A 23465-nucleotide genomic window follows, 5' to 3' on the forward strand; every position below is an offset into this window, starting at 1 on the left:
GCATGCCGAAGATGGTCTTCATCGCAGCCGATGGAGTCACGCGCACGGAAGTGGACGCGCCCCTGGGCCTGTCCGTGCTGGAGATCGCCCATCGCAACGGCATCGACCTGGAAGGGGCCTGCGAAGGCTCGCTCGCCTGCTCGACCTGTCATGTGGTGGTCGATCCCGCCTTCTTCGACAAGCTGGAGGAGCCCAAGGAGGAGGAGGAGGACATGCTCGACCTCGCCTTTGGCCTGACGCACACCTCGCGACTGGGCTGCCAGATCCTGATGACCGACGAGTTGGACGGCCTGGTGGTGCGCCTGCCCGTTGCGACGCGCAACATGATGGTCGACAAGCGCTGAACCGCACGCCAGGAGAACCGGGATGTCGGACGGCACCGCGGATTTCATCCTGGAATGTCTTGAGCCCCTGGGCGGCGTCTCGGCGCGCCGCTTCTTCGGGGGCCACGGGCTCTACCGCAACGGCGTGATGTTCGGCATGGTCATCGACGGCACGCTGTACCTGAAGACCGACGAGAGCAACCGCCCCGCCTTCGAGGCCGAGGGGTGCGAGCCCTTCCATTATGGCCGCGCCGGGGCAACGCGCGTCATCCCCAGCCTGATGGCGGCCCCCGACCGCCTGCTGGACGAAGCGGACGACCTGATCGACTGGTGCCGGGCGGCCGAAGCCGCCGCCATCCGCGCCGCCGCCAAGGCCCCGCCCAAGCGGGCGGCCAAGCCTGCACGCCCTAAGGCAAAATCCCCCAGCACTTGATCCCGCGTCCGCCAGTCCCCACAAGGGGTTGGAGGACTGGTGTCGGAAGCAGGGAACCGCCGCCCGCAAGGGCGGTTGGCCGAGGGGATGGCAGAGCATAAAAAGAAGCGCATCGGCATCCTGACCGGCGGCGGTGACGCGCCGGGGACGAATGCCGTGGTGCGGGGCGCGGTGCTGCGCGCGCAGGCGGCGGGGGCCATGGTTGTCGGCATCCGCCGCTCCTGGCTGGGCCTGGTCGAGCGCGATTTCGTGGCCCTGGACGCCGCGATCACCCGGCGCTGGATCGTCGCCGGGGGGACCGAATTGCGCACCCGCCGCCACAACCCGTTCGAGGAAAGCACGGCCGAGGCGGTCAGGGCCGGCTACGAGTCGGCAAATCTGGACGGCTTGATCGCGATCGGCGGCGACGGCACCCTGTCGACCTGCGCCCGCTTTGCCGAAGGCGGCATGCCGATCGTGGGCGTGCCAAAGACGATCGACAACGACATCGTGGGTACCGACCAGACCTTCGGCTTCGACACCGCGGTGCAGAACGCGTGCGAGGCGATCGACAAGCTGCACACGACCGCCGCATCCCACGGCCGCGTCCTGCTGGTGGAGGTGATGGGCCGCAATGCCGGCTGGATCGCCGCCCATGCCGGCATCGCCGGCGATGCCGACCTGATCCTGGTGCCGGAACGGCCGGTGCGCCTGCAGGCGATTCTGGACTGGGGCGCCTCGCTCAAGGAGCGGGGCCGCGAATACGCGATCCTGGTCGTGGCAGAGGGCGCCATCGTGCGCCGCGACGACGGCTCGACCCTGACCCGCGGCGAGCTGACGGCGCAAGGGCACGAAAAGCTGGGCGGCATTTCCCAGCGCATCGCGGACGAACTGGTGGCGCAAGGGATCGACTGCCGGACCACGATCCTGGGCCATGTCCAGCGCGGCGGCACGCCCACCGCATTCGACCGCCTGCTGTCGGTGCGCTATGGCGCCCACGCGGTCGACCTGCTCCTGGCGGGCAAGGTCGGCACCATGGTCTCGCTCCGCCACAACCGCATGACCGCGATCCCGCTCAGCGAGATCGCCGGCAAGCGCCGCATGCTCGACCCGAGCGAGTTCGAGAGCCACTGGCTCCTCCCCGCCCTGGCCGAGAAGATCTGAGGCCTCTACAGCCGCACGTCCCCGCGAAGGCGGGGATCCAGGGCAACAAGCGCTGTCCTGCGTGATTCTGGATGCCCGCCTTTGCGGGGATGAGCGGGTGAGAGTGGCCCTACACCCCCAGGAACGCCTCGACGTCGCGGGTGAAGTCGTCCAGGCGGTCGTGGTGGACCCAGTGGCCGGCGCGCTCGTACTCGATCACGCGTGCGCCATGCTTGAAGTGCTTGATCCGCCCGTCGACCTCGGGGTTCGAGGCCCAGCTCTCCTTGCCATAGACCAGCAGGGTGGGGCAGGTAATGCGGCCCCACAGGCTCGCCACCTCGTCATGCCCCATGTCATAGGGCGGGAACGAGCGGACATAGTTGTCGAACTTCCAGCTATAGGTGCCGTCCTCGTTCTGCTGGACGCCGTGCTGGGTCAGGTGGCGCGCCTGGGCGGGCGACAGGTGCTTGTTCTCGTCCTGCATGCGCTTGCACGCATCGTCCAGCGTGGCATAGCGGCGGGGCAGGCGTCCGGCCGCCTGGCGCCGCTCGTCGATCCAGCGGTGCATGCGGTTGGCGATGCCGTCGCCCAGCCGCTCGGCAATCACGGCCGGCGACGGCCCCATCCCCTCGATCGCGACCAGCGCCTTGACCGTGTCCGGGTACAGGCCTGTGTAGCGCAGGGCGATGTTGCCGCCCAGCGAATGGGCGATGATGGTGACGGGCGCCAGCTTCTGCTGATGGATCAGCTGCGCGATGTCGTAGATGAAGCCCGCCATGAAGTAGTTGCCGTCCGCCGACCACTGGCTGTCGCCATGGCCCGCCAGGTCGGGGCAGATGATGTGGAAGCGGTCGCGCAGCCGCTCCGCCATCCAGTCCCAGTTGCGGCAATGATCCCGCCCGCCATGGATCATCAGCAGCGGCGGCGCCTCCGGGTTCCCCCAGTCGACATAATGCAGCCGCAGCCGCTGCGAATAGTAGGTCCGGGTCGTCGGTCCGTAGGGGGCTTGGGTCATATCAATACTGCTCAGGTCAGGGTTCCAGAACTCTACGGATGGCCGCGACGAAGGCACGGGCCGCCATGATCGTCTGTTCCGCATCGGTGTGACTGATAGAGAGGGCGGATGGGCCAACGCCATAGTCGGCCGCTTCCTTGGTGATAGGTGGAGGTCAGTTCGGCGCCCAACTGTGGCGGCAACGCAGGCTCCTGTTGCGCAAGCCTGTGGAACTCGACATCGACGCCCCGATGAGTCTTCGCATTCCAATTGGTCTGCTCGAAAACCAGGGCTTGAGCCGCATGAAAGCGCGCGTAGTAGGCCAGCCGTGCAGCCTGCTTTACCAAGCTCAGCCTCAGGACCTTGGCGGCGTCCGACAACGCTTCATCCGCTGCGGTCAGAAGAAACTCCGTCTGTGGCTTCACAGGTCGCGACCATCCCTGCGGATCTCGAACATCAGTGGCGATGCCGGATCACGCCACGCCCCAGCCGCAAACGGCATGGTGTGGATGAATGCTCCGGTATCGTCGCGAATGGCCAGTTCAAGGTCGACGATGCGACGCACTTCATCCCACCTACTGCCCAGGTCCCTCAGGAACAGCGCCACGTCGTAGTCGCTGTCCTCTCGTGCGTCGCCGCGAGCGCGGGAGCCGAACAGCACCACGCGCTCGATCCGGTCGCCGTAGAGGTCGGCGAGCCCGGCGCGCAGGCGGGACAGGATGACGGCCTCGTCGGTCATGCGGCGACTATAGCCCGGCTATTCAGCGGCATTGCCCTTCTGCTTCGCCAGCTCCCGCTCACGGAACTCGCGGCGGATGATCTTGCCGCTGTTGGTCATGGGCATGCTGTCCACGAAGTCGATGCGGCGCGGCACCTCGTGCCGGGCGAGGCGGGTGCGCACGAAGTCCTGGATCTCGGTCGCCAGCGCGTCAGACCCCACGGCGCCGGGCGCCAGCTGGACGAAGGCGGCCACGATCTCGGTCCGCACGGGGTCGGGCAGGCCGACGACGGCGGCCATGGCGACGGACGGGTGCATGCACAGCGCCTGCTCGATCTCGCCGGGGCCGATGCGGTAGCCGGACGAGGTGATGATGTCGTCGGCCCGGCCCTCGAACCAGAAGTATCCCTCCTCGTCCATGCGGCCCAGGTCGCCGGTCAGCAGCCAGGGGCCGGCGAACTTCTTCCGGGTCGCCTCAGGGTTCTTCAAATATTCCAGCAGCATGATCGGGTGCGGGCCCTTGGCCGCGATCTGGCCCAGCGTACCCGGCGGCAGCTCGTTCCCCTGATCGTCCACGATGGCGCAGACGAAGCCAGGGCAGGCCTTGCCCAGGGCACCGGCCTTGCCCGGCATCAGGCGGGTGTGGTTGACCAGCATCAGGTTGCATTCGGTCTGGCCGAAGGCTTCGACCATTGTCGCCTGCATGACCTCCGCCACCCACTTGTAGAGCTCGGCACCCACCGCCTCGCCCCCGCTCATGACGACGCGCAGCTTCAGCGGGTACTGGGCGCGGACCTCGGCCGGGACCTGGCGCATCAGCTTCAGCATGGTGGGGACCAGCAGGCTGCAAGTCACGCCATGCTGCGACAGGACGCGGAAGGCGTCCGTCGCATCGAAGCCGGCGCGCGGGCGGGAGACGATGGGGATGCCCTGGAACAGCCCGTGCATCAGGTAGTTGTTCTGCCCCGCGACCCAGGCCCAGTCGGCGGGCGACCAGATCACGTCGTCGCGCGTGGGGAAGTCGAAGTCGATCTCCATCGACGGGATATGGCCCAGCACGGCGCGGTGCCCCGCCACTGCCGCCTTGGGCTGGCCGGTCGTGCCGGAGGTGAAGTTGAGGTAGGCGGGCTCGTCCGCCGCCGTGTCGGCCGTCTCAAACTGGTCCGATTCGCCAGCGATCGACTCCCACAGGTTGGGTGCACCCGGCTCTGCCCCGTCGATCAGGAAGATGTGGGCGACGCTCGGCGCCTTGGCCGCCGCCGCGCGCACCTTGTCCAGGTTGGCCCTGTCGGTCACGACGACGCGCGCCTCGCTCACCTGGAAGCGGTATTCCAGGGCATCGACGCCGAACAGGGTCGCCATGGCGCAGGAGACCATGCCCCCCTTCCACGCGGCGATATGGCTGACGGGCACGGCCAGGTCCTGCGGGCTGACGATGGCCAGGCGGTCGCCGCGGCTCAGGCCCAGGCGCGCCAGGTGGTTGGCCAGGCGGTTGGCGGCACTGCGCAGTTCGCCATAGGTGTGCCGGGTGACGACGGGATCGCGGTCGAAGATCAGGCAGACGCGCTCGGGCTCCACCTCCGCATGGCGGTCGCAGACCTGGGTGGCGATATTGATCCGCGCGGGCACATCCCAGGTGAAGCTGCGATAGACCTCGTCATAGGTCTCGGCGCGGGTGATCATCATGGGCGCTGTCCTTTCCTCCCCGGGGCGCGGTCGCCGCCCCTGGGCGTGCGCCGCGACTCTCTGGCCCAAGCCTAAGCCCTGCGGCGCCCAGGTCGAGTGGAAAGCGCATGCGCGAAGGCGATCCCGTGGCAACGGTTTCAAGCCCCATCTTAACCCGTCGTAAACCCTGGGGCGCCGACTGTTGCACGCACAAATCGTATGGATTCCGCTTCGCCCATGCGGCAGCTCACCCAGTATCGGCCTTCGACATTCGAGGAACGCGGAACGGCAATCCCGTTCACCACGCCGTTGCTGGTGCAGACCCGCGTGCGGCTGGAGGAGCGCGACCGTCTGGTCCTGACCATGCCGAGCCTGGGCGGCGGCAGCGGCGTCTATGTCGTGCCGTGGAAGGCGGTGCCCGACCTGGTCACGATGTCGGTCCACGACCATGCGCTGCATGCCGAGATCCTGGAGGCCCAGGCCGTCTCGCCCGATCTGATCCGAACCGCGGCACTGAACGTCGCGCTGACGGGCATTGCCGGGCCGGAGGCGGAGGAGGCGGCGCAGCTGGCCCTTCATGCCGAGGAGTCGGAGCGCGTCACCACCAACTTCATGCTGATCCTGGCTTTGTTCACCCATCTGGGGCTGAGCCCCAAGGAACTGCTGAACAGCGGCGGCGACCCGGCGCGTTTCCGCCAGGTGGCCAAGAGCGTCTTGGCCCAGGCGGCCGACCGCTTTGGTGCCACCGCCGATGAGCTCTATGCCCGGATCGGCAAGCTGGCGAGCCAGGCGGCCCCCGTGGGCCTGGCCAATGCGCCGGGGGAGGGTGGGCGCCTGCGCAAGGTTTCGCGCGACCTGACCGCGTTCTGTGCCGCCACCCGGTCCTGGGCGCGCAGCGACCGCAGCGACGCCGCCCCGATGGCGCAGTTCGCGGCCGAAGTCGCGGAAGAGACGCTGAAGCTGACGCGCGAGGTGCTGGACAATTTCGACCTGCTGCTGGGTGACATCGAGGCGGCCCTGACCAGCTGGAAGACGGTATTCGAGCAGGTGCGCAAGGCCGCGATCCGCTTGTCCTGGCTGTTGGACGGATGGGATTTCATCGTCACGCTGTGGGCGCAGACCCCGGCGGCGCCAAGCCAGGCCAAACGCGATGCGATTACCCAGATCATGCGTATTCTACCGCTGATCCCGGTCAACGAAGGCTCGTGGGAGGCCATGAACCAGAACGAGCGACACGAGGTGTTCCAGCGTCGCCGCGTCGCCGCCATGCAGGACTGGCGCACGGGCCAGTTCGATGCCGAGCTGGTTGCCCGGATCGAAGCGGTCCGCGCCATCAACTTCACGGGTGGCGGCTAGGCGCCATGGAACGCGAACTGGCGGAGGTCGGGCGCAAGCTCAACGTCATCCCGGAAGGGAAATTCGTCGAGATCGTCCGCCTCCTGGAGCGCATCCGGACCCAGCCCGCCGTCCAGCGCATGCTGGACGACGCCCGGCCGCGTCTGGTCCATCTCCGCCCCGCGCGCCGGCCGACCCTGCAGCGCCTGTTCTGCCTGCCTTTCGAGGACCTGCTGATCAATCGCCGCGACCCGGATGCCGATGCGGGGGACGGCCGCATCACGCGGGTCGCGATGAGCCATTGCTGGATGTGGCTGGCGGCAGTCGAGACATCGTCGCTGGATCCCCTGACGCATGCACTGGCCAGCGTCGACGCCGACGACCTGGAGGGGCAGGAGGCGATCGCGCGCGTGGTCTGGGTGATCGCCGCGCGCAGCCTGTCCAATACCCTGGCTGATCGTGACGACCGCGACCGGCAGGCGCTGCTGGGCCCACACGAGGTGCATCTGGAGGACATCTCCCAGATCTGCCGCGTCCTGCGCGTGGCCGAGCCGGTCCAGGCCCTGCGCCGGGTCATGCCCATGCCGGTCAAGGTCCTGGAAGACGACCTGCTGCACCTGTTGCACAAGGCCATCGTCACGCATGGCGAGGGCGACGTCGACCGCATCTATGCCCTGCTGATCGTGGCGATGGCGCACATGGCGGCGCCCGGCGCGCTGATGGAGCGCCTGGCGCAGATGGACCTGGGCCTGTCCAAGGAACGCCGGCTGGAACTGCTGCGCCTGCTGGGCATGGGCATGATGAACGGGCTGGAGGCGATGTCGCGCGAGGCGGCCCGCAGTCCGGCCACCGACCTCGCCCCGCGCGCCTATGCCCTGCGCGACTTCACCCAGGCCGTCGCCGCGGCGGAAGCGGCGTTGAAGAGCGGCGGCCTGAATCCGCGCCAGTCGGCGCGCCTGGGCCACCTGCGCCGCGAGGCGACGCGCCATGTCGACACCCTGCTGGACCAGGCAAAGGCGCAGATCGGCCAGGCGCTGGTGCCGGGGCGGGCGATGGATGTGGCGACCATGAAGGAGACGGAGGCCAGCGTCCGCGCACTGACCGGCTGTGCCAGCTTTGCTGCCCAGCTGGGGCGGGAGAAAGTGGTGCAGCAGGCCCTGAACGGCGTCGTGGCGCGGGCCGAGGAGGAAATCCGGGTGGTCCTGGGCGACCTGCTGGCCGGCGATCGCACGCGTGAGGCCAAGGCGGCGGCGGAACGCCGGATCTTCCGCGCAGTCCGCCTGGTCGAGCAGGCGCTGGGCCCGAAGGAGGCCGAGGACATCCGGGTGGAGGCGCTGGCCCAGGTCGCGCGCATGTTCTGAGCGCAGCTCAGGCCGGCAGGGGCCGCGCCTTGTCCCGGAAATCGGCCCAGGGGTCGGCCTTCTGGCTGGCCAGGCGCTGCCCCGCATTGGTGATCGTGAACTGGGCGGGGCCCAGGTCGGGCCCCAGTTCGTCCCAGGCAACGGGCATCGACACGGCCCCGCCGTCGCGCGCGCGGGTGGAGTAGGGGGCAACTGCCGTCGATCCCCGGCCATTGCGCAGGTAATCAATGAAGATCCGGCCCTGGCGCCGGGATTTGGACATGGTGGCGACATAGCGCTCGGGCGCATCCTGGGCCATCGCCTCCGCCACCGCCTTGGTGAAGGCCTTGGCCCGCGTCCAGTCGGCCTTGGGCTGCAGCGGCACCACGACGTGCAGACCCTTGCCGCCTGAGGTCTTGACGAAGGCGGCAAGGCCCATGGCTTCCAACCGGCGGCGCACATCCTGGGCCGCCTCGATCACCTGCTGCCAGGCCACGCCAGGACCGGGGTCCAGGTCGAAGATCAGCATGTCGGGCTTTTCCAGGCGCGCCAGCGTGGCGCCCCAGGGGTGGACCTCCAGCACGCCCGACTGGGCCAAAGCCAGCAGCCCGTCGCGATCGCGGATCGCCAGCAGCTTCTTTCCCGCTTTGTCGCGTGGATCAGCCACCTGGCGGATCGCCTTGTTCATGCCGGCCCAGGCGTGCTTCTGGAAGAAGCAGGCCTGGGCGATCCCGTCTGGACAGCGCAGCAGGGACAACGGTCGGTCGACGACGAAGGGGGCCATGCGCGGCCAGACCTCTTCGTAATAGTCGGCCAGGCCGGCCTTGGTTATGCCCTGGTCCGGCCAATAGACGCGATCGGGATGGGTCAGGGTGACGGCCGACGGCCGCGCCGGCTTGGGGTTCTTGGTGTCGACCGGGTGCTCCAGAACCACCTCGCGCGCGGGCTTGTCCTCGCGCAGGCCGCGAAACGCCGCATGGCGCAGGTGGCGGTCGGCGGTCCAGGAGCGGAACTCGACTTCCGCCACCAGCTCCGGCGCCACGAAGCGGACGCCCTTGCGCTCGACCGCGCTCAGGGCGGCGGCAAAGGGGCTGTCCGGCTGCTCCAGGGGCTCCAGGCGCTGCCGCAGGTCCTGGGCCACGGCCATGGTGAAGCCGGTCCCGACCCGTCCCACATGGCGCAGGCTGCCATCCTCGTAGACGCCCAGGACCAGGGAGCCGATGGCGTGGGGATCGGTGCTGGCCGGGACATAGCCGCCGATGGCGAATTCCTGCCGGTCCGCGCATTTCGACTTCACCCAGTCGCGCGAGCGGCCGGAGCGGTAGGGCGCGTCGCGCCGCTTCGACACCAGTCCCTCCAGGCTCAGGCGGCAGGCATGGTCCAGCACGGCCTGGCCGTCCTGTTCGAAATGCTCGCTGAAGCGGATGCGGCCCTTGGCCTTGGCCAGGGCGTCCTGCAGCAGCTGCTTGCGCTCGACCAGGGGCACGGCGCGCAGGTCGCGCCCGGCCAGGAAAGGCGCGTCAAAGGCATAGTAGACGAAGCGGTCCCCCCGCCCGGCCGACAGGTCGGCCTGCAGCGCCGAGAAATCGGATGCGCCGGCGGCGTTCTCCACCACAAGTTCGCCGTCAAGAAGGCTGCCCGCCAGATCGAGGCTAGCCAGCGCATCCGGCAGCGCCTGGCCGAAACGGTCGGTCCAGTCCAGCCCGCTGCGGGTCAGCAGGCGGACGCCGTCCGCGGCGATGCGCGCCTGCAGGCGATAGCCGTCGAACTTGATTTCGTGCAGCCACTTGTCGCCGGATGGGCTCTTGGCCACCAGCGTGGCGAGCTGCGGCTCGACAAAGGCGGGTAGTTCTGCCGCGCTGCGGCGCTTGGCCTTGGCGCCGGCCTTCTTCGCCTTGGGCGGCGTCTTGGCCTTGGCCGCGGTCTTGGCCTGGGGCAGGGGGCCCGTCCGGCTGGACCAGCCGGGTGCCTCGCCGGCGACATCGTCCAGTGCGCGCCCGGTCTTCACCGAATCGGGCTGCGCCACCAGCACATCGGGCGCGTCGTCGTCCTGGGCCGCGTCGTCCCGCGCCTTCAGCAACAGCCAGTTGTCGCGCTTCTCCCCCGGCTTGCGCTTCAGCCGCACCAGATGCCAGCGGCCCTGCAGCTTCTCGCCCGTGATGGTGAAGTCCAGATGCCCCTTGGCCAGTCCCTTGTGCGGGTCGCCCTCTGGCGTCCAGGTGCCGCGATCCCACAGGATGACCGTGCCGCCGCCATATTCACCCTGCGGGATCGTCCCTTCGAAATCACCATATTCCAGGGGGTGGTCCTCGACCTGGACGGCCAGGCGCGCCTCCCCGGCGACCAGGCTGGGGCCGCGCGTCACCGCCCAGCTGAGCAGGACGCCGTCCAGCTCCAGGCGCAGGTCATAATGCAGGCGCCGGGCCGCATGCTTCTGGATCAGGTAGTGCCAGCCCTGGCTCTTGCGCTTGCGCCGGCTGCCCGCCGGCTCCTTCGTGCGGTTGAAGTCGCGCTTCGCGCGATAGGTTTCGAGCGCCATGTCACGACGCCTTGCGACGCGGGGCTGCCTTGGTCTTGTTGGCCCCGCCCGTCCCTGGCCGGGACTGGGCGCTCTGGCGCAAGGCTTCCATCAGGTCCAGCACCTTGGCGGGCTTGCGCGAGGGAGCCTTTGGCAAGGGCTTGCCGGCGATCTTGGCCTGGATGAGTTCGGCCAGCGCCGTGTCATAGCGGTCGTCGACCGTCGCGGGATCGAAGCTGCCGGCCTTTGTCTCGATGATGTGGCGCGCGAGATCCAGCATCTCGTCCGTCACCTTGAAGGCGGGAATGCCGCCCAGCGCCTTCGCCGCTGGCCGCACCTCGTAGTCGAAGCTCAGCGTATGGGCCAGCAGCCCGTCGTCCAACGGCCGGATCAGCATGGTGCGCACACGGCGGAACAGGACGGTGCGGGCCAGGGCGGCCGTCCCCGACCTGCGCATCCCGTCGCGCAGCACGGCATAGACCGGCTCCGCCGCCGTGCCGTCCGGCACCAGGTAGTAGGGCCGGTCCAGATAGACGCGGTCGACCTGGTCGCAGGGGATGAAGTCCCCGACATCCAGCACCTTGTCGCTGTCGGGAACGACGGCCGCGACCTCCTCCGGCTCCAGCATCACATAACTGCCGGGCTCCTTCTGGTAACCCTTCACCTGGTCCTCGCGGGGCACAGGCCGTCCTGTTTCCTGGTCGACGAAGACGCGGTTCAGGCGATTGCCCGTGCGCCGGTTGGCCATGTGCAGGTTGACGCGCTCGCTGCTCGACACCGCGGCGTGCAGCGCGACGGCGCAGGACAGGGCGCCCAGCCTGATGAAGCCCTTCCAGCTTGCGCGTGTGGCCATGGTCCCGTCCCGCCTGGTGCGTGCATGGGCGCGGCGTCGGCGCCTCGCATCGCTTGTCAACGCGCCAGGTGGGGGCTGCGTTCCGCGCCAACCGTCCGGCATCGCGACTCGCGACGCTGGCATTTCCTCTCCACCTGCCCTGAACTGCGTTCGGGGACAGGGGAGACAGGCATGGATTCGGCACGCGGCATCGGTCCCGCCCAGGATGGCCAGGCCAAGGCCGTGCAGACAACGCTGGCGCTGGCCTTCCAGGATGATCCAGCGCTCGGTCACCTGTTTCCGGATGCCGCGGTGCGTCGCCGCGCGCTGCCCCGCATGTTTGCGATGTTCTGGTCGTCCGACCGGCGCGCCGGCGTGATCGACACGGCGCCGGGGTGCGAGGTGGCGGCATCCTGGCGTGGGCCGGGCCGCGCGCATCCGTCCCTGGCAGAGACGCTGGTGCGCACGCCGCAGGTGCTGGGGATCTTCGGCGGCGCGGTGCTGCGGGCCCTGCGGCTGGAGGCGGCGATCAACCGCCATCACCCCCGCGGGCCCTTCTGGTACCTGCACTTCCTGGGCTGCCGACCCGACCACCAGGGCAAGGGCTGGGGCGGGGCCGCGGTTCGCGTGGGCCTGGCGCGCGCCGATGCGGCGGGCCTGCCGGCGTTCCTGGAGACGGCGACGCCGGCGAATGTCGGCCTCTATCGCCACCTGGGGTTCGAGGTCCAGGCGGAGTGGCACGCGCCGGACGACGGTCCCCGCTTCTGGTCGATGCTGCGCGCGCCGCGCGGCTAGGGCGCGATCACCGCGAAGCGCCGGCCACGGCCGCCGCCTGCAGCGCGCCCTCCGCCTCGGTCGGGCGGGCGGCATAACGGCGTGCGATAACGGCGCAGGCAAAAAGCTGGATCTGGTGGAACAGCATCAGCGGCAGCACGACGGAACCGACGGCCGCCGCGGGAAACAGGACGTTGGCCATGGGAATGCCGGCCGCCAGGCTTTTCTTCGAGCCGCAGAAGACGATCGCCACCTCGTCCTCCTTGTTGAAGCCGCCCATCCGCGCGACCAGGGTGGAGGTCACCAGGACCAGCGCCAGCAGCACGACGTCCAGCACCATCACCAGCAGCAGCGAGCCCAGCCCGACCTGGCTCCAGATGCCGGCGACTACGCCGGCGCTGAAGGCGGCATAGACGACAAGCAGGATCGAGCCGCGGTCGACGTAGGACAGCACCTTCTTGTGCCGCGTGACGAATGCGCCGATCCAGGGCCGCGCCAGCTGCCCCAGCACGAATGGCAGCAGCAGCTGCAACGAGATCCGGCCCAGCGCGTCCAGCGAAAAGCCGTCGCCATGGCCGCCGATCAGCAGCGCGCACAGGACCGGCGTTACCAGGATGCCGGCAAGGTTCGACAACGACGCCGCGCACAGGGCCGCCGGCACATTCCCCCGCGCGATGGAGGTGAAGGCGATCGAGGACTGCACGGTCGACGGCAGGATGCCGATGAACAGCAGGCCCAGGCGCAGCGGCTCGGCGATCACGCCCTTCGTCAGGCTGGCCAGGACGATGGCCAGGACCGGGAAAAGGACAAAGGTCAGGGCCAGGACCAGGGACTGCAGCCGCCAGTGGCGGATGCCCGCGATCACCGCGTCCGGCGCCAGCCGCGCACCATAGAGGAAGAAGAGAAGCCCGACCGCCAGTTGCACCACCGCGTTGACGACTGGCACGCCCGAGCCCTGCGCCGGCACGATCGAGGCGACGACGACGGTGCCGACCAGCGCGATCAGGTAGGGGTCGACGGGCAGCCGGGCCAGAAGCCCTGGGACGAGGCGGGTCATGGGGGCGCCAGCAGTGCGGGGTGGTTGCGCGATACCTAGGGGATTGCGGTCCCATTGCATATCCGGATGATCCGGGTATCAGTTATCAAAAATGTGGATAGGCGGCGGCGATGATCCATCCCAACCTCCTGCGCTCGTTCCTGGCGGTGGCGGAGGCCCGCAGCTTCACCGGCGGGGCGCGGCGGCTGGGCCTGCCGCAATCGACCATCAGCCAGCATGTCGCCCGCCTGGAGGAGGCGCTGCGCCGGCGCCTGCTGGCGCGCGACACGCATGCGGTGGCGCTGACACCGGACGGCGATGCCCTGGTTGACTTTGCCCGCACCATCCTCGGCGCCAATGCCCGTATGGAGCGTTTCTTCACCGGCTCCGACCTGCGGGGCCGGATCCGCTTCGGGGCGTGCGAGGACTTTGCCCTGTCCCGACTGCCCGCGGTGCTGGCCGACTTCACGCAGGCGCACCCGTCGGTCGACCTGGAACTGACCGTGGGCCTGTCGGGCACGCTGTACGAGAAGTTCGACGCAGGCGAACTCGACGTGATGTTCGTGAAGCGGCGCAGTGGCGACGACCGGGGAGAGGCGGCCTGGCGGGAGGATCTGGTCTGGGTCGGCCGCCCCGGCCTCAGGCCCGATCCGGACCAGCCGCTGCCCCTGGTGCTCTATCCGCCGCCCAGCATCACCCGGGCCCTGGCGCTCGACGCGCTGGAGCGCGCCGGCCGGTCCTGGCGCATTGCCTGCGCCAGTTCCTCGCTCAGCGGGATCCGTGCGGCTGCGATGGCGGGCCTGGGCCTGGCGGCCCATTCTGGGCGCCTCATCCCGCCCGGACTGGCGCCGGTCGCCCCGTCGCCGCACCTGCCGGCGCTGGACCAGATCGAATTCGTGGTGATCGGCCCCAGCCGCCGCCCGCAAGGAGCGGCCGGCGCCCTGATGGCGGCCCTCCTCGCCAATGCCGAACGCCTGCGCGAGGTGGCCTAGGCCCCGCCCCCCTCTGTTGCAATAGGGGAGGGAGAGCGCACTACACGCGCAGCGGCTCCGGCCCGTTCAGGGCGATCCGGTGCACCAGGCGCACCTCGTCGCGATAGGTATAGGGCGTGGTCGAGTGCAGCATGCAGCGGTTGTCCCACACGACCAGGTCGCCCGGCAGGTAGTGGTGGGCATAGATGTGTTCGTCGCGCGTGCCCGGCGCCAGCAGGCTGTGGATCAGGGCGACGCTGTCCGCCTGGCTGAGGTCGTCGATATGGGCGACCTCGGCATAGGTGGTCCACAGCGCCTTGCGCCCGGTCACCGGGTGGGTGCGGACCAGCGGATGCACCACGTCGGGCTGGTCCTCCTCGACCAGCAGGCGGGTCGGCCCCTGGTCGCTGGCCGTCTCGACCGCGCTCTTGATGTTCGCCAGGTTGTAGGTGGCGCGCGCGCCGTCGATCCGGGCGCGGGTCGCCGCGTCCAGCAGGTCGTATGCGGTGTATCCGCTGCAGAACAGCGTGTCGCCGCCGGCGCGCGGCGTCTGCACGGCGTGGATCATCGTGGCGACGCAAGGCAGCCGGCGCGAGGTGCCGTCCGTGTGCCATTCGATGCCGATCTGGTTCAGGCTGGCCTTGGCCTCGCCGCCCTCGGCATAGTTGCCCAGGGCCTGGATCTCGGGGAAGCCGGGCAGGGTGTGGTCCTTGTAGACCAGGGGACCGTCGCCATGGGGAAAGCGCCGGGCAAAGGCCGCGTACTGCGCAGGCGTCAGGCGCTGGTCGCGGAAGACCAGCAGGCCCCGGGTGTTGAACAGGTCCTCGATCGCGGGGAACGTCGCGTCGTCCAGGTCGGCGACCTGGAAGCCTTCGACAATGGCGCCGAAGGTTGGCCGGATGGCCGTGATCCGGAAGTTCAGTCCCATTGCCCGCATGGCCTCCGCTCAATCGGCAGAGTCAACTCTGCGATCCCGTTGCCGTTCGGTCAATCCCTGCCGCGGGATGGTGGCCGGCGCGGGTCCCGGGTGAACCGGGCGTCTGGCGCGACAGACAGGCCAAAGCCGGGATCACCATCGAACAGGGTGGGCCCACCCGGCAGGACCGCGCGCTCGATGGCCAGCAGGCGCAGCTTGGTCCCGACCCCACCGCGCGCGGAAAACCCGCCGGTTCCGCCCTGTGCCGCCAGGATGCGGTGGCAGGGCACCACGATGGGCCAGGGATTGCGGCCCAGCGCCTGACCCACGAAGCGGGGGTTGCCGGGCGGGTTCAACGCCTTGGCCAGCGCGCCATAGGTGCGCGTCTCCCCCGCCGGGATGGCCACGGCCAGGCGATAGACGGCGGCGTCTGCGGGGGGTACGCGCGCCAGGTCCAATCGCAGGTCCGACAGGTCCCCCCGTCCGGTCGCGATCAGGTCCAGGATGCGCGCGATCCAGGCGGCCACGTCCGCTGGCGGGGCGATGGCACCGGCCTGTGGATGCAGGCGGGCCAGGCGGCGCAGGCCGGCGGCGGCGTCGCCCTCGGGCAATTGCACGCCCGTCAGGCACAGCCCCCCTGCGGCGTCCGTGCCCCAGGCGACGGCGCAGGGGCCGATCGCGCTATCGAACTGGTGGTAGCCCTGGGTTGCGGCGGCCGTCATCTCAGGCAGCCTGGGCGTAGCGCCCGCTGAACTGCTCGCGGATGTGACAGGCAAGGGCGGATCCCAGCTTCGAGGCCCCTTGCGACGGCACGCGCAGGTTGATGTGGAAGCGTGACAGGCGGGGCAGGCCCGACTCAGGGCCCAGCACCTCGAAATGGTCGGGGACCGCCGTGGGCAGCATGGCGACCACGGCCAGGTCGGCTTCGGCCGTGGCCAGCATCGTCTCGCAATTGCTGTTGTCGGTGACGATGCGCCAGTCGCGCCCGGCATTGCGCAGGGCACGCGTCATGGCGCTGCGGAAGGTGCAGCGCGGCTCGCCAAAGGCCAGGGGCACGGGCGTGCGCTGCCAGGCCCGGCCGCCGCGGGCGCCCACCCAGACCAGCTCCTCCTCCAGCAGGGATTCGCAGCCGGGGCCGCAATCCTCCTCCGTGGTCAGGGTCAGGTCGATCTCGCCCGCTTCCAGCTTCTCGATCAGGGGAATCGTGGCGGTGCCCACCAGGCGCACCTGGATGCCCGGCCAGGACTGGGCGAAGCTCTTCAGGACGGGCGGCAGGAACGGGCGCAGGATATCGCTGGGAACGCCCAGGCGGACCTCGCCCGCAAGCGGCGGCTGGGTCATCGTCGCCCACAGGTCGTCGTTCAGGCCCAGCATGCGCTGCGCGTGCAGCAGCACGGAATCCCCCGCCGGGGTCAGCGTCAGCTGCCGCGCGCTGCGGTCGATCAGCTGGACCTGCAGGAGCTCCTCCAGCCGCTTGACCTGCTGGCTGATCGCGGCCTGCGTCACGTGGAGCAGGCGGCTGGCCCGCGTCATGCTGCCGGTTTCCGCCACCGTGGCGAAGGCCCGCAACAGGCCGATGTCGATGTTCCGTGCCATCTGCCGCCCACCTGCCAAGACATAATCCGACGTTATGTATGGATCATAAACATTAGTTTTCGTGATTCAAGGGGATGGCCTATATCCAGGTGCAGCACAACCCCCGAGGGGGTTTCCGCATAAGGAGACTGGGTCATGGCCATGATCGGCACGCGGGCGACGGCACAGGGTCGCCGGACTTCCCATGGCGGCATCCTGCGCCGCGCGCTCGATCTCGTGCCCGCCCTGTGGGCCGAATGGAAGGCGCGCAAGGCTGCCTGGTACCTGATGGGGCTGGACGATGCGCGGTTGCGCGACATCGGCCTGACCCGGTCCGAGATCGACCGCGTCGTGCGCGGCGGGCGTCCCGGCCCGCTGTGGGAGGACTGAGACGCCCTCTTCCCCGTGCCGGGGCCGTCTGCAAGGATCCTCCCCCACAAGACGAAGGGAGGATCGGCATGGACGACTTCAAGGGCCGCGTGGCCGTCATCACCGGGGGCGCCAGCGGCATCGGCCTGGCCACTGCGCAATCGCTGGCCCGGGCGGGTGCAAGGCTCGTCCTGGCCGATATCGAGCAGGGCGTGCTGGACAAGGCCGTGGCCGGGCTCAAGGCGGACGGCGCCGACGTGATCGGGGTGCGCACCGACGTGGCCTCCAAGGAGAGCGTCGACGCCCTGGCCGAGCGGGCTTTCGGCCATTTCGGCGCGGTGCACGTCCTGTTCAACAATGCGGGCGTCGCCGTCTTTGGCCCGACGCAGGATATGACGCATGCCGACTGGAAATGGTCGATCGACGTCAACCTGTGGGGACCGATCCATGGGGTTGAGGCCTTCGTGCCGCGCATGGTGAAGCAGAACCAGGGCGGCCACGTCCTGTTCACGGCCAGCTTCGCCGGCCTGGTCGCCAATCGCGAGCTTGGTCCCTATTGCGTGACCAAGTTCGGCGTCGTGGCCCTGGCCGAGTGCCTGCAGAAGGACCTGCGCGACCATGGCATCGGCGTGTCCGTCCTGTGTCCGATGCGGGTCGCCACCAACATCGACCATTCCTATCGCAACCGGCCTGCGGATCTGGGCGGTCCCACGGCCAACCGCACCTATTCCGACGACGAACTGGCGGCCCTCGCGGGCCGGACGCTGGACGTGGCCGACGTGGGCGACCTGGTCGTCGACTCGATCCGGCGCAACGACCTGTTCATCGTCACCCACAAGGAAGCGCAAGGCTTCGTGAAGCGGCGCTTCGACCGCATCGACCAGGCCTTCGCCCACGCGCTTTAGGACAACGGCTCCAGGCGGGGTGCTGCCTCATCGGGCGCGTGCACCCCGCCCATGGTCGCGCGCAGCGGCCAGGAAGGCCTTCAGCCCCGCCGACAGGTGCCGCCGCCCGGGATAGTAGAGGCACAGGCCGGAAAACGCGGGCGTCCAGTCCTCCAGGACGCGGATCAGGCGGCCCGCGTCGATATCGGCCCGGACGTTCGACTCCAGGAAGCAGCAGATGCCCACCCCCTCCAGGGCGGCGGTGCGGGCCAGGCTTGCTTCATCCAGCGTGATCGGCCCGTCGACGTCGATCTGGGCCGTCTGACCGCTCTTCTCGAAGCGCCAGCGGAACAGCGCACCGTCGGGGAGACGAACGCGTACACATTGGTGATTCAGCAGGTCGGTCGGCACCAGCGGCTTCGGATGGCGCTGGAAATAGTCCGGCGACGCGACCACGGCATAGCGCTGCGGCAGGCCCAGCGGGATCGCGATCATGTCGCTGGGCACCAGGTGCTCGACCCGCACGCCCAGGTCGAAGCCGTCGGCGACGATATCGACCAGACGGCCCTCGGTGACCAGATCGACCCTCATGTCCGGATAGCGCCGGAGGAAGTCAAGGATCAGCGGCGCCAGGATTTCCCGCGCGGCAAAGGGCGCCGCGTTGATCCGGATGGTGCCGGCCGGCGTGTCACGCTGCGCGCGGACATCCTCCAGCGCGCCATGGATGTCCTGGAGCGCGGGTCCGACACGGTCGATGAAGATCCGACCGGCATTGGTCAGGGACACGCTGCGCGTCGTGCGGTTGAACAGCCTGACCCCAAGCCTTGCCTCAAGCTTGCCGATCGCATGACTGAGCGCCGTGGTCGACAGGCCCAGGTCGATGGCCGCGGCCCGGAACGTCCCGCGATGCGCGATGGCCATCACTGCGTCCAGTTCCGTCAGTCCGACTTGAATCATTATCCCGATTTCCGCAATACGACATGCTTGTTTATCCCACTTATTGGCATGATCGCCCAGCGCTATCTGTTGGGCATCAACCTGATGGAGCGACGCGATGACAACGACCAACCCGGTGGAAGCCTTCTTCGACGCCGAACGGACCAATGATCCGGATGCCCTGGCCGCCACCTTCGCCGCCGATGCCGTGGTCGAGGATGAGGGCGCGCGGATCGCCGGCGTGCCCGCAATCCGGGCCTGGTGGGTCGCGGCCAAGGCGCAATACAACCACGTGGCCGAGCCCTTCGAGACGCTGGGGGCAGGCGACAAGGTCAAGGTTCACGCCAAGGTCAACGGCGCCTTCCCCAACAGCCCGCTGGTCCTGCGCTTCGACTTCACGCTACGGGCAGGCAAGATCGCCGCCCTGAGGATCGCGTGATGACCGGGATTCTGACGCTGAAGGGCAAGCGTGCCGTGGTCACGGGCGGGACCAGGGGCACCGGTGCCGCGACTGTCGCCCTGTTTCGCGAACTTGGTGCGCGCGTTCTCACCGCGGCCCGCGCGCGGCCCGACACCCTGCCGGAGGACATGTTCGTCGCTGCCGATCTGATGTCCGCCGATGGCTGCGCCAGCCTGGCCGAAGCCGTCCAGGACCGGCTTGGTGGGGTCGACATCATCGTGCACATGCTGGGCGGCTCGTCCGCGCCGGCCGGCGGATTCGCGGCCCTGTCGGATCTCGAGTGGCAGAAGGAGCTGGACCTCAACCTCATGCCTGCCATCCGGTTGGACCGGAGCCTGATCCCCGGCATGATCGCCAGGGGCGGCGGCGCGGTGATCCATGTCAGCTCGATCCAGCGCATCATGCCCCTGCCGGAGGCGACCACGGCCTATGCGGCGGCCAAGGCTGCGCTCTCCACCTACAGCAAGAGCCTGTCCAAGGAAGTCAGCCCCAAGGGCGTGCGCGTGAACCGGGTATCACCGGGCTGGATCTACACGGAGGGCTCGGTCGTCTTCGCGGAGCGCTTGGCCCAGGGCGCGAGTACGGACGTCGATGGCGCGCGCAGGATCATCATGGACGCCTTGGGCGGCATCCCGCTGGGGCGCCCGGCGCAGCCGATCGAGGTGGCGAACCTGATCGCCTTCCTGGCGTCCGACCTCGCCAGCGCGATCACCGGCGCGGATCATGTGATCGACGGGGGGACCGTGCCCACCGTCTGACGCACGAAGGGCTTCCGGTCAGGGTTAACGCTCCCTCAAGATTCGTGCGATATCTCGGAATCTGCAATCCGTGCGCGGGCTTGAGGGGGCGCTGATGCCGATCCGGCGACTGAAGGACATGATCCACAACTTCTTCACGCCGGACGCCGATCGCGAGGCCTTCGATCATGACGTGCCCACGATCCACCTCGCCGCCGGCGCACTTCTGTGCGAGGTGCTGGTCAAGGACGGCGATGTCGAGGACGTCGAGTACGAGCGCCTGATCGACCTGCTGGCGGTGCGCTTTGGCCTGTCGACCAAGGAGGTGCGGGACCTTCTGGACACGATCCGCGTCTGCGTCGACCACGAGGACAAGCTGGGCCGGATGATCAACTCGGTCCGCGACAACTTCAACGACGAGGAGCGGGTCGAGCTGCTGGAGATGATGGCCGACATCGCCTGGCAGGACAGCGACTTCCACGCGATGGAGCGGGCGCTGATCTGCACCGTGGCCGAGCGCCTGGGATTCGATGTCGCCCACGGCCACCGCGCAATGGAGAAGGTCCGCTTCCGCCACCAGATGATGCTGTCGGGCCAGCGCCTGCCCTCCACCCTGGCGGACTAGCGGGGTTTACCCCCAGGGTAATCGACGGGGCCTGATCGTCCTGGCTTCCTTGTGCGACAGACACGAGGGAGACGGCGATGACCGAACAGGACCCCCAGACCAGGCAGATCGCCAAGGCATTCCAGGGTACTCTGGGCGAGCACCTTGGCATCCGCTTCATTGCCGCTGGCCCCGACGCCGTGCGGGCGGAGCTGGACGTGGCGCCGCACCTGATGACGACCAATGGCCGGGTTCATGGCGGCACCTTGATGGCGCTGGCCGACACGGTGGGGGCGGTCGGTGCCTTCCTGACCCTGGCCGAAGGGGCGCAGGGCACAACGACGCTGGAATCCAAGACCAACTTCTTTGCCGCGGCCACCGAAGGCACGCTGCAGGCCGAGGCGACGCCGATCCATGTCGGGCGCCGCACATCGGTCTGGCAGACGCGCGTGACCGATGGCAAGGGCCGGCTGGTCTCTCTCACGACCCAGACGCAGATGGCCCTCTGAGCGCGCCTTCGTGGCGCAGCAGCCAGGCCTTGCGCGGCAGGCCGCCGGCATAGCCTGTCAGGGTGCCGTCGCTGCCGATCACCCGGTGACAGGGTACGACTAGGCTGATCGGGTTGGCGCCGTTCGCGGCACCGGCCGCGCGCATGGCGCCGGGCCTGCCCGCGGTCGCGGCCACCGCGGCATAGCTTTGCGTCCGTCCCGCCGGGATGCGGACCAGGGCCTGCCACACGGATTGCTGGAACGCGGTTCCGCCGGTCGCCCAGCGCACTGCCGACAGCGCACCGAGCGAGCCTGCGAAATAGGCGTCCAGCGCGTTGCTCAGCGCGTCGGGCGGTGGGGCCTGGCGCGGTGCCAGGCCCGGACAGTGCCGCGCCATCAGCCGCGCCAGCCGGTCGGCGCAATCGGCCCAGTCCAGGCCACGCAGGATGCCGTCGCCATCCCACACCAGGAGGGCATCGCCCAGCGGCGTGGGGTGGCTGCCGTGGAACAGCGTGTCAGGCAGCCCTGCGGCCATGGTCATGCAGCCAGCGGTCGGCAAAGCGGTTGATCGTATCCAGCACCAGGTCCGGCTGCTCCATCGGCAGGAAATGGCTGGCGTCGGAGACCAGCGTATCGGGCAGGCCGGGCCGCAGCAGTCGCGCCACGCGGGCCGAGCCGTCGCCAAAGGTGGTGCCATGCTGGCCCCGCAGCAGGGCGACCGGTGCCTTGATCCGGGCGATTGCATCGAACACGCGGGGGCTGACCATGGCGAAGGTCCGGGCCTCCCACGCGGGCGTGCAGGCGAGCGTCACGCCCCCGTCGGGCAGGTCGCGGGTGCCGCCGTCGATATAGTCGCGCAGCCAGTCATCGTTCCAGGTGCGGAACGCGCCGCGCCCGCGATAGGCCTCCATCATCGCGTCGCGACTGGGAAAGTCGGCGCGACGGCGCAGCGTCTGCCGGGACAGCGGCAGGCGCTGGATCAGGCGGTTGACCAGGCCCAGCTTCTGCATCAGCACGACCGGCGGCATCCGCGTGATCGGCAGGGCGGCGGGCTCGATCAGCAGGACGCCAGATGCCAGGTGACGATGGCGTGCCGCGGCCAGGGCACTGGCGGCACCACCCATCGAATGCCCGACAAGGAGGGCGGGGCGGCCCAATCGCCCCAGGTAGGTGGCGATATCCTCGGCATAGACATCCCAGCCTGTCAGGTGGGCCGGGTCGGCATCGGCCTGGGTGAAGCCGTGGCCGCGCAGGTCGATGGCATGCACCTCGAACCGGCTGGCGAGGCGGGCCAGCAGGCGGCGGTAGGTCAGTGCGTTGAACCCGGTCGCATGGGCGAAGTGCAGCAGCGGGGCCTGCGGCGTGGGCGCCGGCCAGGTCAGGGCCGAAAAGCGGCCGCGGGCGGTCTCAACCGTGATGCGGTTCTCGACGCCGGGGATGGGGGCGGTCATGGTGCGGGGGCAACCCGTGGCGTGGGTCGCGCGTGGGTCGAAGTCAGTCCGGTGAATCGCGTTATGCAGCCTCTGCAGCATCTGGCCGGGATCGTCGTCCGGCCGTTCTTCTGTCTTCTGGTCGCCGGCATCATGGGTGCGGCAGCGCCCGCCGCAAAGGCGGATGATGCTGCCTGGGGCCGCGTCACAACGCCCGCAGCCGGCCCCGCCCAGGTGATCGGCAAGACGAACCGCGGCTGCGTGGCCGGCGCCGTGGCACTGCCGGCGCTGGGCCCAGGCTGGCAGGTGGTGCGCCTTGAACGCAGCCGCTTCTGGGGTCATCCCGACCTGCTGCGCACGATCCGGGATGCGACGACGCTGCTGCAGCGCGGCCGGCGGCCGATGATCCTGATCGGCGACATGGCCCAGGCGCGCGGCGGGCCCATGCCCTCGGGCCATGCCAGCCACCAGACCGGCATCGACGCCGACATCATGTTCACGACGGTGCAGCGCCCGCTTGACCCTTCCCTGCGCGAAGCGTGGCAGCCGCAGAGCACGCTGAGCCCGGATGGTCGGCAGGTCGACCTCAGCCGATTCGGGCCGGACCAGGTGACGATGCTGAAGAGCTTCGCGATCCAGCCCGGCGTCGACCGGATCTTTGTCAATTTCGTGCTGAAGCGGCACCTCTGCCAGACTGTGCAGGGTGACCGGACATGGCTGCGTCGCATCCGGCCCTGGGTCGGCCATGACGGTCATTTCCACGTGCGTCTGCGCTGCCCCGCAGGCCAGCCCCTGTGCACCCCGCAGGATGCGATACCGCCTGGCGACGGCTGCGATGCCAGCCTGGACGCATGGTTCCTGCCGCCGCCACCGCGCCGGCCTGGACCACCCGCGGCCAAGCCACCCCCGCCGCCGATGCCGACGGCGTGCGAGGCGGTCCTGGCCGCCCCCTGAGCCCTTCTGCCGAGACGAAAAAACGCCGGATCCCGGGGATCCGGCCTGTGT

At 69.2% G+C, this 23465-nt stretch carries 26 protein-coding genes; 14 read left to right on the plus strand and 12 right to left on the minus strand.

Annotated elements, in window-relative coordinates:
• Nucleotides 1–2: 2 nt before the first annotated feature.
• The 3 genes from ACI6GS_RS09365 (at nucleotide 3) to ACI6GS_RS09375 (ending at nucleotide 1899) form a co-directional block, all read left to right on the plus strand.
• Complete coding sequence (locus tag ACI6GS_RS09365) at nucleotides 3–344, plus strand: ferredoxin family 2Fe-2S iron-sulfur cluster binding protein (RefSeq protein ID WP_439817522.1); 342 nt, start codon at nucleotides 3–5, stop codon at nucleotides 342–344.
• Nucleotides 345–366: 22 nt separating this feature from the next.
• Nucleotides 367–756, plus strand: a complete 390-nt coding sequence (locus tag ACI6GS_RS09370) for a TfoX/Sxy family protein (RefSeq protein ID WP_439817523.1) — start codon at nucleotides 367–369, stop codon at nucleotides 754–756.
• Between the two features lie 87 nt (nucleotides 757–843).
• Nucleotides 844–1899 (plus strand): 6-phosphofructokinase, encoded by a 1056-nt coding sequence (locus tag ACI6GS_RS09375; RefSeq protein ID WP_439817524.1) that lies wholly within the window; start codon nucleotides 844–846, stop codon nucleotides 1897–1899.
• Nucleotides 1900–2008: 109 nt separating this feature from the next.
• On the opposite strand, the gene ACI6GS_RS09380 is transcribed toward ACI6GS_RS09375, so the two are convergent.
• The 3 genes from ACI6GS_RS09380 to ACI6GS_RS09390 all read right to left on the minus strand — a co-directional run bounded on the left by ACI6GS_RS09380 (nucleotide 2009) and on the right by ACI6GS_RS09390 (nucleotide 5276).
• Complete coding sequence (locus tag ACI6GS_RS09380) at nucleotides 2009–2893, minus strand: alpha/beta fold hydrolase (RefSeq protein WP_439817525.1); 885 nt, start codon at nucleotides 2891–2893, stop codon at nucleotides 2009–2011.
• Between the two features lie 400 nt (nucleotides 2894–3293).
• Nucleotides 3294–3611: a nucleotidyltransferase domain-containing protein gene (locus ACI6GS_RS09385; protein WP_439817526.1), complete on the minus strand. Its 318-nt coding sequence runs from the start codon at nucleotides 3609–3611 to the stop codon at nucleotides 3294–3296.
• Between the two features lie 18 nt (nucleotides 3612–3629).
• Nucleotides 3630–5276, minus strand: coding sequence for an acyl-CoA synthetase (locus tag ACI6GS_RS09390; protein ID WP_439817527.1), 1647 nt, complete (start codon nucleotides 5274–5276; stop codon nucleotides 3630–3632).
• Between the two features lie 216 nt (nucleotides 5277–5492).
• On the opposite strand from ACI6GS_RS09390, the gene ACI6GS_RS09395 reads away from it, so the two are divergent.
• Both ACI6GS_RS09395 and ACI6GS_RS09400 read left to right on the plus strand, forming a co-directional pair.
• Nucleotides 5493–6611 (plus strand): hypothetical protein, encoded by a 1119-nt coding sequence (locus tag ACI6GS_RS09395; RefSeq protein WP_439817528.1) that lies wholly within the window; start codon nucleotides 5493–5495, stop codon nucleotides 6609–6611.
• Between the two features lie 5 nt (nucleotides 6612–6616).
• Nucleotides 6617–7951: a hypothetical protein gene (locus tag ACI6GS_RS09400; protein ID WP_439817529.1), complete on the plus strand. Its 1335-nt coding sequence runs from the start codon at nucleotides 6617–6619 to the stop codon at nucleotides 7949–7951.
• Between the two features lie 7 nt (nucleotides 7952–7958).
• Here ACI6GS_RS09400 and ligD read toward each other — a convergent pair whose 3' ends face one another.
• Nucleotides 7959–10469 (minus strand): DNA ligase D, encoded by a 2511-nt coding sequence (ligD, locus tag ACI6GS_RS09405; RefSeq protein WP_439817530.1) that lies wholly within the window; start codon nucleotides 10467–10469, stop codon nucleotides 7959–7961.
• A gap of 1 nt (nucleotide 10470) precedes the next feature.
• On the minus strand, nucleotides 10471–11301 hold the full coding sequence (locus tag ACI6GS_RS09410; protein ID WP_439817531.1) for a Ku protein: 831 nt from the start codon (nucleotides 11299–11301) through the stop codon (nucleotides 10471–10473).
• 171 nt (nucleotides 11302–11472) lie between these two features.
• Here ACI6GS_RS09410 and ACI6GS_RS09415 point away from each other — a divergent pair, with 171 nt between their 5' ends.
• A complete protein-coding gene (locus ACI6GS_RS09415; RefSeq protein WP_439817532.1) occupies nucleotides 11473–12075 on the plus strand; it encodes a GNAT family N-acetyltransferase in 603 nt (200 codons plus the stop codon).
• A gap of 7 nt (nucleotides 12076–12082) precedes the next feature.
• Here ACI6GS_RS09415 and ACI6GS_RS09420 read toward each other — a convergent pair whose 3' ends face one another.
• A complete protein-coding gene (locus ACI6GS_RS09420; protein ID WP_439817533.1) occupies nucleotides 12083–13111 on the minus strand; it encodes a bile acid:sodium symporter family protein in 1029 nt (342 codons plus the stop codon).
• A 110-nt stretch (nucleotides 13112–13221) separates the two neighbouring features.
• Here ACI6GS_RS09420 and ACI6GS_RS09425 point away from each other — a divergent pair, with 110 nt between their 5' ends.
• Nucleotides 13222–14082 (plus strand): LysR family transcriptional regulator, encoded by an 861-nt coding sequence (locus ACI6GS_RS09425; protein WP_439817534.1) that lies wholly within the window; start codon nucleotides 13222–13224, stop codon nucleotides 14080–14082.
• Nucleotides 14083–14122: 40 nt separating this feature from the next.
• Here ACI6GS_RS09425 and ACI6GS_RS09430 read toward each other — a convergent pair whose 3' ends face one another.
• From ACI6GS_RS09430 to ACI6GS_RS09440, 3 genes are read right to left on the minus strand one after another with little or no spacing between them, the layout of a single operon-like run.
• The gene (locus tag ACI6GS_RS09430; protein ID WP_439817535.1) at nucleotides 14123–14998 is read right to left on the minus strand and encodes a TauD/TfdA dioxygenase family protein; all 876 of its coding nucleotides are present in this window, start codon (nucleotides 14996–14998) and stop codon (nucleotides 14123–14125) included.
• Nucleotides 14999–15048: 50 nt separating this feature from the next.
• Nucleotides 15049–15699: a methylated-DNA--[protein]-cysteine S-methyltransferase gene (locus ACI6GS_RS09435; protein WP_439817536.1), complete on the minus strand. Its 651-nt coding sequence runs from the start codon at nucleotides 15697–15699 to the stop codon at nucleotides 15049–15051.
• A 1-nt stretch (nucleotide 15700) separates the two neighbouring features.
• Nucleotides 15701–16573 (minus strand): LysR family transcriptional regulator, encoded by an 873-nt coding sequence (locus ACI6GS_RS09440; RefSeq protein WP_439817537.1) that lies wholly within the window; start codon nucleotides 16571–16573, stop codon nucleotides 15701–15703.
• A gap of 135 nt (nucleotides 16574–16708) precedes the next feature.
• Between ACI6GS_RS09440 and ACI6GS_RS09445 the strand changes: the two genes are divergently transcribed.
• Both ACI6GS_RS09445 and ACI6GS_RS09450 read left to right on the plus strand, forming a co-directional pair.
• Complete coding sequence (locus tag ACI6GS_RS09445) at nucleotides 16709–16942, plus strand: DUF1127 domain-containing protein (protein WP_439817538.1); 234 nt, start codon at nucleotides 16709–16711, stop codon at nucleotides 16940–16942.
• A gap of 68 nt (nucleotides 16943–17010) precedes the next feature.
• A complete protein-coding gene (locus tag ACI6GS_RS09450) occupies nucleotides 17011–17826 on the plus strand; it encodes an SDR family NAD(P)-dependent oxidoreductase (RefSeq protein WP_439817539.1) in 816 nt (271 codons plus the stop codon).
• 27 nt (nucleotides 17827–17853) lie between these two features.
• On the opposite strand, the gene ACI6GS_RS09455 is transcribed toward ACI6GS_RS09450, so the two are convergent.
• Complete coding sequence (locus ACI6GS_RS09455; protein WP_439817540.1) at nucleotides 17854–18762, minus strand: LysR substrate-binding domain-containing protein; 909 nt, start codon at nucleotides 18760–18762, stop codon at nucleotides 17854–17856.
• Between the two features lie 97 nt (nucleotides 18763–18859).
• Here ACI6GS_RS09455 and ACI6GS_RS09460 point away from each other — a divergent pair, with 97 nt between their 5' ends.
• The 4 genes from ACI6GS_RS09460 to ACI6GS_RS09475 all read left to right on the plus strand — a co-directional run bounded on the left by ACI6GS_RS09460 (nucleotide 18860) and on the right by ACI6GS_RS09475 (nucleotide 21051).
• On the plus strand, nucleotides 18860–19180 hold the full coding sequence (locus ACI6GS_RS09460; protein WP_439817541.1) for a nuclear transport factor 2 family protein: 321 nt from the start codon (nucleotides 18860–18862) through the stop codon (nucleotides 19178–19180).
• Nucleotides 19180–19959 carry an SDR family oxidoreductase gene (locus ACI6GS_RS09465; protein WP_439817542.1) on the plus strand — a complete coding sequence of 260 codons (780 nt, stop codon included), beginning with the start codon at nucleotides 19180–19182 and terminating at the stop codon, nucleotides 19957–19959. The genes ACI6GS_RS09460 and ACI6GS_RS09465 overlap by 1 nt, the downstream gene beginning before the upstream one ends.
• A gap of 94 nt (nucleotides 19960–20053) precedes the next feature.
• The gene (locus ACI6GS_RS09470; RefSeq protein WP_439817543.1) at nucleotides 20054–20563 is read left to right on the plus strand and encodes a TerB family tellurite resistance protein; all 510 of its coding nucleotides are present in this window, start codon (nucleotides 20054–20056) and stop codon (nucleotides 20561–20563) included.
• Between the two features lie 77 nt (nucleotides 20564–20640).
• Complete coding sequence (locus tag ACI6GS_RS09475; protein WP_439817544.1) at nucleotides 20641–21051, plus strand: PaaI family thioesterase; 411 nt, start codon at nucleotides 20641–20643, stop codon at nucleotides 21049–21051.
• Here the strand turns inward: ACI6GS_RS09475 and ACI6GS_RS09480 are convergent.
• Both ACI6GS_RS09480 and ACI6GS_RS09485 read right to left on the minus strand, forming a co-directional pair.
• Nucleotides 21023–21565: a methylated-DNA--[protein]-cysteine S-methyltransferase gene (locus ACI6GS_RS09480; protein WP_439817545.1), complete on the minus strand. Its 543-nt coding sequence runs from the start codon at nucleotides 21563–21565 to the stop codon at nucleotides 21023–21025. The two genes, ACI6GS_RS09475 and ACI6GS_RS09480, sit on opposite strands and share 29 nt — an antisense overlap.
• Entirely contained in the window at nucleotides 21546–22481 is a 936-nt protein-coding gene (locus tag ACI6GS_RS09485; RefSeq protein ID WP_439817546.1) for an alpha/beta fold hydrolase, read from the minus strand. The genes ACI6GS_RS09480 and ACI6GS_RS09485 overlap by 20 nt, the downstream gene beginning before the upstream one ends.
• A 63-nt stretch (nucleotides 22482–22544) precedes the next feature.
• Between ACI6GS_RS09485 and mepA the strand changes: the two genes are divergently transcribed.
• Nucleotides 22545–23414, plus strand: coding sequence for a penicillin-insensitive murein endopeptidase (mepA, locus tag ACI6GS_RS09490; RefSeq protein ID WP_439817547.1), 870 nt, complete (start codon nucleotides 22545–22547; stop codon nucleotides 23412–23414).
• Nucleotides 23415–23465 lie beyond the last annotated feature (51 nt).

The organism is Zavarzinia sp. CC-PAN008, assembly GCF_051903925.1.
In the GTDB taxonomy this organism is placed as follows: domain Bacteria; phylum Pseudomonadota; class Alphaproteobacteria; order Zavarziniales; family Zavarziniaceae.